The 12,121-nt window shown below is 52.6% G+C and carries 8 protein-coding genes; 5 read left to right on the top strand and 3 right to left on the bottom strand.

What is annotated here, in order from left to right; genetic code table 11:
• From BMW93_RS05620 to BMW93_RS05610, 3 genes are all read left to right on the top strand, one after another.
• Window positions 1-387 (top strand): BlaI/MecI/CopY family transcriptional regulator, encoded by a 387-nt coding sequence (locus BMW93_RS05620; RefSeq protein WP_090374215.1) that lies wholly within the window; start codon window positions 1-3, stop codon window positions 385-387.
• 12 nt (window positions 388-399) lie between these two features.
• Window positions 400-2,058: a M56 family metallopeptidase gene (locus BMW93_RS05615; RefSeq protein ID WP_090374214.1), complete on the top strand. Its 1,659-nt coding sequence runs from the start codon at window positions 400-402 to the stop codon at window positions 2,056-2,058.
• A gap of 95 nt (window positions 2,059-2,153) precedes the next feature.
• On the top strand, window positions 2,154-4,601 hold the full coding sequence (locus BMW93_RS05610) for a TonB-dependent receptor (RefSeq protein ID WP_090374213.1): 2,448 nt from the start codon (window positions 2,154-2,156) through the stop codon (window positions 4,599-4,601).
• A 1-nt stretch (window position 4,602) separates the two neighbouring features.
• Here the strand turns inward: BMW93_RS05610 and BMW93_RS05605 are convergent, their stop codons facing one another.
• Window positions 4,603-5,064: a hypothetical protein gene (locus tag BMW93_RS05605; RefSeq protein ID WP_143061601.1), complete on the bottom strand. Its 462-nt coding sequence runs from the start codon at window positions 5,062-5,064 to the stop codon at window positions 4,603-4,605.
• 199 nt (window positions 5,065-5,263) lie between these two features.
• Between BMW93_RS05605 and BMW93_RS05600 the strand changes: the two genes are divergently transcribed.
• Window positions 5,264-6,388, top strand: a complete 1,125-nt coding sequence (locus BMW93_RS05600) for a PAS domain-containing sensor histidine kinase (protein WP_090374211.1) — start codon at window positions 5,264-5,266, stop codon at window positions 6,386-6,388.
• An 11-nt stretch (window positions 6,389-6,399) separates the two neighbouring features.
• Window positions 6,400-7,416, top strand: coding sequence for a response regulator (locus BMW93_RS05595; RefSeq protein ID WP_090374210.1), 1,017 nt, complete (start codon window positions 6,400-6,402; stop codon window positions 7,414-7,416).
• Window positions 7,417-7,426: 10 nt separating this feature from the next.
• On the opposite strand, the gene BMW93_RS05590 is transcribed toward BMW93_RS05595, so the two are convergent.
• Both BMW93_RS05590 and BMW93_RS05585 read right to left on the bottom strand, forming a co-directional pair.
• A complete protein-coding gene (locus tag BMW93_RS05590) occupies window positions 7,427-7,798 on the bottom strand; it encodes a hypothetical protein (RefSeq protein WP_090374209.1) in 372 nt (123 codons plus the stop codon).
• Between the two features lie 98 nt (window positions 7,799-7,896).
• Window positions 7,897-11,916, bottom strand: a complete 4,020-nt coding sequence (locus tag BMW93_RS05585) for a CotH kinase family protein (RefSeq protein ID WP_090374208.1) — start codon at window positions 11,914-11,916, stop codon at window positions 7,897-7,899.
• Between the last annotated feature and the right edge of the window lie 205 nt (window positions 11,917-12,121).

Below are 12,121 nucleotides of genomic sequence, written 5' to 3'. Positions count from 1 at the left end.
ATGAGTTCCGAAAAAACCGAACCCACCAAAGCCGAGCTCGACATCCTGACGATCCTCTGGAAACACGGGCCATCCACCGTGCGCTCCGTGCACGACCAGCTGAATACATTTAAAGAGGTGAACTACACCACCACCCTCAAACAAATGCAGCTGATGGCCGAAAAGGGCATGCTCACCCGCGACGAAAGCAGCATGAAGCACGTTTACAAGGCGGTCGAGGAAGAGCAAAAAACGAAAGGTCTTCTGCTCGACCGTTTTGTCGATCATTTGTACGGCGGCTCGGCCAGTAACCTGGTGATGCAGCTGCTGGATAACAAAAAAGCTTCCAAGGCCGAGCTGGACGAAATCCGTGCGGTTTTGGACCAATTGGAAAAAGGAAACTCCTAAACGAGCGCAGCCATGAAAAACTTGCTCACCTCCGAAACCACTTACGCCCTGATCAGGCAGATGGGGCTTGCATTGGGCCATTCGCTCTGGATTGGCGCCATTACCGCGCTTCTGGCCGCCGCTGTTGTAGTGTGCACGCGCCGCAGTCGGCCGGAAATCCGTTATAACCTGCTCACAGGCCTGCTTTTGCTATTTATCGTCGCTACGAGCGTTGCCTTTGTGCAATCGGGGCCCGCTGAAACCGGCGAACCTTCTGTTACTGACATTCAACCAGCTGGTATCGTGCGTGAAGCGGTGGTTTCCGCCGAGATAACGCCCCGGCAAAGCGTCGCCGGCATGGCCATCGATTTTCTGAGCCAAAACATTTACGCGATCACTTTGGCCTGGCTGGTTATTGTATTGGTCAAAATAGGCGGGCTCGCGGTCGGGCTTTACCGGTTGCACCAGCTTAAAACGCGGAAGATCTACGGCATAGGCAGCTACTGGGAACGGCGGGTGGCAGATTTTGCCCAAAAAATGGGGATCATGCAGCCCGTGAGGATACTTCAGTCGGGCCTGGTGAAAGTGCCAACCGTACTGGGGCATTTCAAGCCGGTGATACTCGTCCCGCTGGGCGTGATCACGTCCATTCCGGCGGACCAGATCGAAATGGTGCTGCTGCACGAGCTCGCCCACATTCGCCGCCTGGATTTCTTCGTGAATTTCGTACAGCGGCTTACCGAACTGCTTTTCTTCTTTAATCCCGGCATTCTCTGGATTTCCAAACTCATCCGCGAAGAGCGCGAGCATTGCTGCGACGACCTGGCCCTGAAATATTCGGGAAATCAGACGACCTATATCCGCGCCCTACTCTCGTTTCGCGAATACCAGTTGAATGAAAACGTATACGAACTGGCGTTCTCAGGCAAAGGCGGCCTCGTGCAACGCGCCAAACGCATTGCTTCCCGCACCAATTCTACGCTCGGCGCTGTGGAAAAGACGGTTTTGCTCATGGTAATGCTAGCGTTCTTCACCTTTTCGGTCCTGTTTGCTCAAAGGCAATCCCCCGTATCGCGTTCGGGTAGCCCGAATGCGGGCGGCCAGCAGGTTGCACCGCAAAAAGCCCATTTGAAGCAGGTCCGCAATCCGAAAGCAGTTGTACCTTCTCCAAAGAACCAAGCCAATCGGCAACAGGGCAACAACCAGCCGATTAATTTTGAAAATCAAAGCATTAACACTTTAAATACTGCGAAGGACCAGACTATCCAAAATGCAAACCGCGATCATCTGGTACCGCTGGATACCTTGCAGCCATTGCAAAAATCGCTCGCGCCACGCTATCAGCCGATCGGGCAGTTATATCCCGATTCCTCCGACCGGGGACGCCTGGCACCCGTGTTGCACCGGGCTTATGTGCCGACTTACGAAATGCAGCCGCTAAAAACCTACCAACAGGAATACCGGCCGGGCGAGATCCGCATCAAAAGACAGGCGATCAACGAGAAGATTATGGACGCCATCGAGCGGCAGGGCGTGTCGATTTCCCGAAACGAGATCGATTTCAGGATTACCAATAAAGAACTGACCGTCAACGGCATAAAACAACCGGCTACCGTGCACAAGGCCGTGCTCGACGCCGTGCTTACCAAACCGGACGATGTGATCGATTTCACCTACGGCAGCCACCGGTAATCCGATTTTAATTTATTCATATTCAAAAACTTACTTTTTGTAGGACAGGCAAGCTATGCCTGTTTGGCCCAAAAACATAACCTTACTATTAGCTCATGAAAAACATGAACCGGGTGAGAACCACCCTGTGGATTGCCGTTGCCTTGCTGGCGGCATTGGGGAATGCTTATGCCCAGATTAAAGGAAAAGTGGTAACGCAGGACAGCAAACCGCTGGAAGGCGCAGCCGTTTCCGCGCTCGCCGTTGCGGATTCAAGTCTGGTACAAACGGTGCTAACCGAGCGGGACGGAACATTTACAATTTCCGGCCTGAAAACGGGCCATTATTTCACGTCTGTCTCCATGATGGGATTTAAAAGTTTTACCGGCAGCCCATTTGAATTAACCGATGAAAAAACGCATATCGAACTTGGAACCATTGCATTAACCCAGGCCGACATCAAACTTGACGAAGTAAAAGTTACCGGGCAGAAGAATTTCGTAGAATACGAGATCGACCGGACGATACTGAACGTCGACGCGCTGATTTCGAATACGGGGGCCAATGTGCTGGAAGTCCTGGAAAAAGCACCCGGCGTAATGGTCGATCAGAGCGGAAGCATCAGCCTCAAAGGCCAGACGGGCGTGCTGGTACTGATCGACAACCGCCCTACTTACCTTTCCCAGGCCGCGCTGGCAGCCTACCTCCGATCGTTACCCGCCAATTCGGTGGAGAAGATCGAGCTGATCACCAATCCACCCGCACGTTACGATGCGGCCGGCAGCGCGGGGATTATCCATATCAGAATGCGTAAAAACAGGGTTCACGGCCTGAATGGCAGCATTACCCTGAGCCCGTCGAGATCGAAATACTGGCGGCATAATGAAAACCTTAACCTCAACTACCGGAGCAACCGCTTCAATTTCTTCACCAATGCGAGCTTCAACAGCACCGACCAGTGGCGCCGGCTCGATATCGGACGAAGGTATTACGGCGAAAACGGCGCGTTACTGTCGTCGTTTGACCAAACCACCCTCTTCTTTCCCAAAAGCAGGACTACTAACCTGAAAAGCGGAGTCGATTTTTACATCAATGAAAAAACTACCTGGGGCCTCGTGTATACGGGCGCGTTCACCCATTCGCGTGAGCAGCGGCCTGTGAGCAGCGCGGTCAGGAATGCCGCGGGGGCGATCGATTCGCTCATCCGGGCCGACAACAGCGAGCGGAACCGGTTCCGTCAGCATGGTATCAACCTCAATTTCAGCCATCAATACGACAGTACCGGAAGGCTGCTCACCTTCGACCTCGATTATATCAACTACCGCATCCGCGCCCGGCAGACGTTCGTCAATGATTTTCTCGACGGCGATGCGCATTTCAAAAGGCAGGAAAAAATCACCACCGAACTCCCCTCTTCCATCGCCATTTATTCGGCCAAAACAGACTACGAACATCCGCTGCGGAAGGGGAAACTCGGCGCGGGATTTAAAACAAGCCTCGTTCGGACGGACAATGAGGCCAATTACTACCTGCACCAGGGCGAAACCGTTTCGGTGGATTTCGACAAAACGAACCGCTTTCGTTATTCCGAGAATATCAATGCAGCTTATGTGAATTTCAACAGGGATTTTAAAAAGCTTTCCATACAAACCGGTCTGCGGGCGGAGAATACGAACGGTAACGGTCACCAGCTGGGCAATGCATTGAAGCCCGATTCCTCGTTCTCGCTGCATTACACCAGCATTTTCCCCACCGTTTTCCTGAGCTACAAGCTCGACACCAACCAGACGCGCCTGAACTTTTCGTACGGCCGCCGGATTGGCCGACCCTATTATCAGGATTTGAACCCCTTCGTTTTCCTGCTGGACAAATTCTCCTACTTCGCAGGCAATCCTTACCTCAAACCGGAATTCGGCAACAGGTTCCAGCTGTCGCTCAACTACAAGAGCAGGTTCAACTTGTCGGTCCTCTACAACTACACCCGCAATATGCAGGGAGAGGTCATCGAGCAGGCCGGGAACATTTTCATCAGCCGGACGGGCAACATCAGCCGGCTGATCTGGGGCGGAGTTACCCTGACAGCACAGCTCAAAGCAGGCAACTGGTGGACCTGCAACTTCTACGCGGAACTCATCCGCAACAACTTCCGCGGTATGCCCGGCGACCCTAACCGCACCACCGGCTCTACCTACGGCTACATCAGTCCGAACAATCAGTTCCTGTTCAAAAACGGGTGGAGTGCCGAGCTGAGCGGGTTCTACATTACCAGAAGCCAGAGCGCACAATTCGATAAGAAAGACCTGTTCCTCGTCAATACGGCGGTTCAGAAAAAAGTGATGAAAGACAAAGGAATCGTAAAGCTCTCGCTACGCGACGTTTTCAGCTCGCTGGAACCGAACGGGCGCATTCTCAACATACCCAACGCGGATGCGACCTATTACAACGATGCTGATACACGCGTACTTGTGGCTTCGTTTACTTACAGCTTTTCCAAAGGCACTTCCGGGAAGCGGAAACGCAACGTGGGTGGCTCAGGCAGCGAAGAGCAGCGGGTTAAGAACTAGGTTAGTTGGCAGCAAATACTGCGGTATCGTGTAAATCGTCGGAATGGGCCACGAGATCTTCGGTGAGGCCGGTCACCTGCTTGCGGTGCTGGTGGATAATCAACGGATTAATGCTCGAACCATTTACAAGTGTCAGTAACGTTTCATATTCCGTGATGATCTGGCGGTGCATACTGACGATCTTCTGCATCGCCATCCCGGTGTTACCGTCCATGTTCATGATCATCATCGGGCTGGCTTCCGGGCGGGTAATACAGTCGTCGCGCATGCAACATTTGAGCGCGTCGTAGAGGTTTGCGAGTTCTTTTTTTAATACGGAACAAATCATATAATCCCTGCTCAGCAACTTTCGCAGCCCAAAAGGGATATCCTGACGCATCGCAACGGTCAAAACCAACTGTTGCATTTTATAAAGGCGCCAGATCTTCACTACTTGCTTCACGATCGCTTTTACGTTTTCCATGTTAGTTAAGGTTTTACCGTGAACAGCAATAATCATTCCAAACATTTTGACTATCAACTAATTAAATATAGCTACAAAAAACCCGCCTCGCAACGATACGTGCGAGGCGGGCCTCTCATTTATAGGAAAATATCAGTTTATTTTTGTAAAAAACTAATTGTATATTTGACATACAAGCACCCTCTTCTATCTGAAAAAAATGCACACGGATGTCAAAATCGGTTTTGACATAGTATTTGACAATGCTTCCATCGGGATCGTTATTGCCAATGAACAGGGACACATTGTCCTTGCCAATCCTTTTTTGCTCAAACTATCCGGTTACCGGGATACCGAGCTCGTCGGCCAGCCCATTCAAAAACTCCTTCCTTCCTGCACGGATAGTGGGCGCTTGCCTGTCAACATCGCCTTGGAGCCCGGGCGGGAACTGTTTGCGGTCAGGAAGAACGGCAGCCGCTTCCCCATCGAAATAGACCTTACCGAGCACGATACGGACGGCGCAAAACTGGTGATGGCCTGTATTACCAACATTTCGCAGCAAAGAAAAGCAGAGCAGGATGTCAAAAACCTTTCCCGGCTGGTAGCGGAAACCGAGGCGAAGGACGTGGAACTTAACCGGGCCAATAGTTTCCTCAGAAACCTGAGCGAGTTGAAATCGAGGTTTGTGACGATGGCCTCGCACGAATTCCGGACCCCGCTGAGCACGGTGCTGTCCTCGGCTTTCCTGATCTCCCAATACCCCGGCGCAGAAGACCATGCCAAAAGGGAGAAACATGTGCAACGCATTGTGTCGTCGGTGAATATGCTGACGAATATCCTCAACGACTTCCTATCCGTGGGCAAAATCGAAGAGGGTAAAATACAGGTACGTAATGCGGTTTTCGACATCCGGCAAAACATCACGAACCTGACCGCCGAACTCGACGGCATATTGAAGAAAGGCCAGCACATTGCCTACACCCACGAGGGCAGCACGACCGTCCGGCTCGATCCCGAATTGCTCAAACACATTATGATGAACCTGATTTCCAATGCCGTAAAATTCTCGGCGGAAGAAAAACGGATCACGATCATCAGTAAAAGGACCTCAAAAAGTCTGGCGATCTCCGTCCGGGACGAGGGGATCGGCATTTCTCCCGAAGACCGGGAACACCTGTTCGAAAGGTTTTTTAGGGGAAGTAATACCAACACGATCCCGGGAACAGGACTGGGACTGCACATTATCCGAAAATACACGGAGCTGATGAACGGCACCATCGAATGCGTCAGCAATGCCGGCGAAGGCGCGACTTTCACGGTCACATTTGCACTTGAAAATTCCTAACTACACTCGCTATGCAAAAAATACTGCTCATCGAAGATCATGCGGAGATCCGCGAAAATATGGCGGAGATCATGGAAATGGCCAATTACACCGTCCTGACGGCCGATAATGGCAAAAGCGGCATCGCACTGGCCCTTGAACAAATCCCCGACCTGATCATCTGCGATATTACAATGCCGGAGCTCGACGGCTACGGCGTATTGCACCTGGTGCAGAAAAACACCACGCTCCGGAATGTGCCGTTCATCTTCCTGACCGCCCGGTCGGAGCGGGCCGAGATACGGAAAGGTATGGACCTGGGCGCCGACGATTACATTACCAAACCTTTCGATGGCTCCGAACTGCTGAATGCGGTGGAAAGGCGGTTGAAAAAGAATACGCAATTTGCCGACCTCCCGGCCAGTGAAATCTGCCTCGACAGGTTTAAGGAAAAGAGGAATTTAAACCACTATAAAAAGAAACAGATGATCTATACCGAAGGCAATCACCCGGCCCGGCTTTATTACATCAGCAAAGGGAAGGTGAAAACTTTCAGGAAAAACGAAGACGGAAAAGAGCTCATCGTGGGCCTGTACAGCGAAGGCGACTTCCTCGGCTACACCCCTATCCTTGAAAATGTAAATTACCGGGAATGCGCCGAAGCATTGGAGGACGCCGAACTCGCCGTTATCCCGCGGGCTGAATTCGAAGAAGTGCTTCGGTATAATCCGTCGATAATGAAAAAATTCATTGAAATGCTGGCGGAAAATATCAATGAGCGGGAAAATAAGCTGTTGGCCACAGCTTATAATTCCCTCCGCAAAAAAGTAGCCGATACGCTGGTCACGATCAACGAAAAATATAACAAAGAGAAGAAAGAGGGCTACTTCATAGACTTCTCCCGGGATAATCTGGCGTCCATTGCAGGCGTGGCCAAAGAATCGCTGATCAGGACGTTGAGTGATTTCAAAAATGAGAACCTGATCAGTCTGGTGGGAAGCCAGATCTATATTCTCAATTACAGAAAGCTGGTGACCATGCACAATTAAATGCGGCAGGCTAAATCTCCGAAAGGTATTTTTCGAATGCGGTTTTCATATCCCAAAAGCAGGCGATCAGTACTTCGATTTCCTGCTGCATTTCCACGACCTTTTCGGAAAACTTCCCGTTCCTGGCCTCAGGGGGCGTCTCAACCATAAGTGTCGACACTTCGTGCCGGAACAGATCGATCACCTGGTCCTTATTGATGAACATTTGCTGAAATTCTTCGGCCTTTTCGACGAAATTGCCAGCCAACTTACCCTGCAAAGCCCTGGAAAGGCCGTTTTTCAGGTTGATATTCTCCTGTTTCAGGTAATCCAGTTCGAAAAGCAATACGCGTACTTTTTCCACCGTATTTTTCCCGTTTTCCCCGTTCGATATAGCGCTCATGATCGTGCAGATAAGGGTTCTTCCATAATTGCAGGATTGGTCCGAACCATCGCCCGGGAGCGGCCGGACCAATCCCACAGCCACATGAAACTATATACTTAATTGGTAATGAGCACCTTCTTCATTTCAGCCCGGTCGCCCTGACTGATCTTCAAAAGGTAAATTCCCGCGGGCGCCCCGTGCAACCGGACCGTCTCGTGATGAATGCCATGCCCTTTGATGATTTGATCGTGCCAGACTTTCCCGCGCATATCCACGACTGTGAGCGTGCTCTCGCCCGTACGTGTGTGGGTGAAGCTGACCACGAACGTCGATACCGCCGGGTTCGGGAACACATTTACCGCCTGAATCACCGGACAGTCGGCAGTTGCGTCTTCCACCACCGCGAGCCTCGCACTGCCGGACGCTCCTCCCGTCACACAAATCTTGTCCTGCCGCAAGCTATGCCCCGACAAGCCCTGGATTCGGACGGTATTATTGCCTGCGCCCAGTGCAATGGCGATCGTTTCCTCCCTTGACACGATGTTCCAGGTATGCGTAGCGGGCAGGGTTACAGAAGGCATGACCATGTTCCCGTTCACCGAAATACTCACCATGGCGTTACCCGCCGCATAATACCGCAGTGTCAACTGATACACGCCCGCCGAGCCTACGCCATTCACGGCATAGTCGACGTAGTGATTGTAATTGTTCTGTTCCCCCCTTGTTTTCCCCCCTGAGGCATTAGGGTCGCCCGTGACGGGCCCGTTACCGTCCGAGTTCTCGGATTCCAGGCACAGGTTCAATGCCTGTCCAGGCGTTACAACGGGAGGCTGGCAGTTGGCTACGGTAATGGATGCCGTAGCGGTTTTATTGGAACAACCGTTACGTGAGGCGGTTACCGTATAAGTAAATGATCCGTTGCTGCCGGGCGCATTCAGATTTACCGATTTGCCCGACAGGTTAATGCCGTTTCCGCTCCATTGGTAACCCACGCCCGAACAATCCGCTCCGGTACAGTCGGCGGTGAGGGTTATCGCAGCCGAGCAGGCAGGCGTGCCGGTTGACGGGCCCGCGGTAACATTAAAATTACAAGCCGGCGGGGTCTCACCTGTCGTAGTCGGGGTTTGGGTACCGCTTCCCGTGACGCAGATGCGGTCCTGGCGAACGCTGGTACCCGGCAGGCCCTGTATCCGTACCGTATTATTGCCCGCTCCCAACGCGACATTAATCGTCTGCTCCCGCCAAACGATATTCCAGGAAAACGTAGCGGGCAATGGCTCGGAAGCGCTCACCACATTGCCGTTGACCGAGATACTCACCGAAGCCGCGCTGTTGGCATAATAGCGCAATTTTAGCTGGAACACACCTGCCGAACCTACGCCGTTCACAGCGTAATCGACGTAGTGGTTGTAATTGTTCTGGTCCCCCCTTGTTTTTCCCCCTGAGGCATTGGGATCGTCGGTAACCGGTCCATTGCCGTTCGAATGCTCGGCTTCCAGGCAGAGACTGAACGACTGCGACGTCACGACGGGCGGCTGGCAGCCCGAAACGGTAATGGACGCCGTAGCGGTTTTGTTGGAACAACCATTGCGCGATGCAGTAACCGTGTAAGTGTATGGCCCGTTGCTGCCCGGCGCATTCAGATTCACCGACTTACCCGACAGGTTAACGCCATTGCCGCTCCATTGATATCCAACGCCTTGGCAATCCGCACCGGTGCAGTCGGCAGTGAGGCTCATTGCTGCCGAGCACGACGGCGTGCCGGTGGACGGACTCGCGGTAACGTTGAAATTGCAGGTTGGAGGGGTTTCAGCGACATGGACTGCCAGGTTGGCCGTCTTATCCGCACACCCGGTACGCGAGGCCGTGAGCACGTATGTGTAGTCGCCCGGGGACGCGGGCGCGTTGATGTTCGCGGACGAGCCCGAGGCATTGGCTCCATTACCGGTCCAGGCAAAACTGGTCCCGCCGCAATCGGCACCGGTGCAGCCTGCATTGAAGGACATGGCTTGCTGCGGTGTATAGGATTGCCGGTCGGCGGTGGGGCTGATGGCGAAATTGCAGGTCACTGCCGGGGTTTGGGTGCCGCCACCCGTTCCGGTGACGCAAATGCGGTCCTGCCGCGCGGTGGCACCCGGCAACCCCTGTATGCGCACGGTATTGTTCCCCGCTCCCAGCGTCACCGGAATCGTTTCCTCTCTCGAAACAATGTTCCAGGTATGCGTGGCCGGAAGGGCAACCGAAGCCGCTACCACGTTCCCATTTACGGATATACTTACGAACGCGGTACTAACGGCGTAATACCGCAGTTTCATCTGATACACGCCCGCCGAACCTACCCCATTCACAGGGTAATCGACATAGTGATTGTAGTTGTCCTGGGCGCCCCTGGTTTTGCCTGCCGAGGCATTGGGATCGCCGGTAACAGGCCCGTTGCCATCCGAATTCTCCGATTCCAGGCAAAGGCTGTACGGCTGCGAGGTCACGACGGGCGGCTGGCAGTTGGACACCGTAATGGACCCCGTGACGTTTTTGTTGGCACATCCGTTTCGGGATGCGGTGACCGTGTAGGTATAGGGCCCGTTACTGCCGGGCGCGTTCAGGTTCACCGATTTACCGGCTAAGTCGATACCATTGCCGCTCCATTGATAACCTACGCCGGAACAATCCGCACCCGTGCATTCGGCGGTGAGGCTCATGGCCCCCGAGCAGGATGGCGTGCCGGTGGACGGGCTCGCAGTCACATTGAAATCACAAGCCGGTGCTACCACCTCTCCGGGGTGAATGGAAGCGATATTCGCGTCCATCCATGCCAGCCGGTTCGTCAGCCAGGTTTTCAGGTAATCCCTTTCGGCTTCGAGCGAACCGCCTACGAACGACGGCACGTCCGTCCAGACCTGCGTTGTCAGAATGGGCCATTTTTGAAAATTCCGTTGATAAGCCCCTCCCCCGTCCTGATTCAGCGTAGCAAATTGTGCGTCGATAAATGCGGTCAGGTCTCCCGTTTTCAATGCACCGGCGCGAAGCTCCTGGTACCGGGTAACCAGTTTTTGACGGAACTTGGCGCATTTTAGCAACTTTTCCCAGAAAAACGGGACAGGAAAAGAAGCATCGCCCGGCGCATTGTAGCGCCATCCCTGGTAGTTTTGGGCATAACCGGCGAGCGGGTTGGTCAAAAAGCCAAATGCGAGACCGAAATCCCAGATCGGCCCTGCCCGGAGTTTGCCGTCGCGGTCTTTGGAAAAAAACGTACTGAACCGGTAAGCATCGGCATTACTGGCCATCTCCTGAAACAGGATGTAATCGATAAACGAGGACTCGACGATGTATTTATTGTACCCGTTCACCGAATCGCAGGCAGAACTGCCCTGAACCACGTCTTCGAATTGGGTGATATAGTCTTTGATGTAGGCGAGCTGCTGCGGTTGAAGGTTGTCCGGTTTGGGATAATCGATGCCCCAGCCGTATTTCCTTCCGGCCAAACCACCCGGACTGTCATAAGCGGTATTCCAGTGGGCCACTTCATCACCACAGGCCTTGTCGATTTTGAGAATATATCCCCCGCTCATCTTGGGAAGTGCCAGGTCCACGGGATCCATCTTTTTGATGTTGACGCGTCCCGCGTTGCGTTTGATTTTTTCCTGAAAAACATAAATGCCCTGGTAAACGCCGTCGAGTACCACCTCCACATATTTCGTCCTCGACGCGTAGTCGCCGGCGAGATTGGACATATAAAATGGCAGCGCTTCACGGATAAACGATTTATCGGTGTACGAGGCATTGAGAACCCAGTCGGCCTCGGCCGGAAAACCGAACAAACCGACGTTGATATCGCTGGCCGTATTCACCGAATCGCGCAACTCCACGCCGAACGACTTTTTGGGGAAGTTTTGCGAAGTACACCCCCGAAACTCGGCCTTTGCTTTCCCTTTGTATTCATTGGGTGGATCGGTGCTGCGGTTAACATTACCTGCATTGTTGATGATGGCAAAATTGACGACCACGCCGGGCTCGTCATTAATCGGCTCGCCAATGGTATTGATGATCACAATGGGGAGATTCGACGTAAATTCCTGAGCATAACAAGCACAGGAAAGCACAACCCATAGCATGGTTTGACAATAAACTTTTTTCATAATTGACAGGAGGATTTAATCGTGGAACAATGTATCCCACGAGGTTTTCTTTGAAATAGAAATAGTTTGATATTCATTATTACCACAATGACGTTTGCGGAACTATCAGTAATAATGAAATAGGTTGAGAGAGGTAAGCAGCTTTTTCAGAAGCAATTAACCTGTTAAATTTATTACGATACATCACCGGATTGAAATGACGAAC

The sequence above is a fragment of the Dyadobacter sp. SG02 genome (assembly GCF_900109045.1).
In the GTDB taxonomy this organism is placed as follows: Bacteria; Bacteroidota; Bacteroidia; order Cytophagales; family Spirosomataceae; genus Dyadobacter.
This window is presented reverse-complemented; position numbering and strand designations above follow the sequence as displayed.

Bases quoted from the DNA above. Each gene is read 5' to 3' on its own strand.
- BMW93_RS05610 (WP_090374213.1), top strand. From the start codon at position 2,154: ATGAAAAACATGAACCGGGTGAGAACCACCCTGTGGATTGCCGTTGCC.
- BMW93_RS05615 (WP_090374214.1), top strand. From the start codon at position 400: ATGAAAAACTTGCTCACCTCCGAAACCACTTACGCCCTGATCAGGCAG.
- BMW93_RS05620 (WP_090374215.1), top strand. From the start codon at position 1: ATGAGTTCCGAAAAAACCGAACCCACCAAAGCCGAGCTCGACATCCTG.
- BMW93_RS05605 (WP_143061601.1), bottom strand. From the start codon at position 5,064: ATGGAAAACGTAAAAGCGATCGTGAAGCAAGTAGTGAAGATCTGGCGC.
- BMW93_RS05595 (WP_090374210.1), top strand. From the start codon at position 6,400: ATGCAAAAAATACTGCTCATCGAAGATCATGCGGAGATCCGCGAAAAT.
- BMW93_RS05585 (WP_090374208.1), bottom strand. From the start codon at position 11,916: ATGAAAAAAGTTTATTGTCAAACCATGCTATGGGTTGTGCTTTCCTGT.
- BMW93_RS05590 (WP_090374209.1), bottom strand. From the start codon at position 7,798: ATGAGCGCTATATCGAACGGGGAAAACGGGAAAAATACGGTGGAAAAA.
- BMW93_RS05600 (WP_090374211.1), top strand. From the start codon at position 5,264: ATGCACACGGATGTCAAAATCGGTTTTGACATAGTATTTGACAATGCT.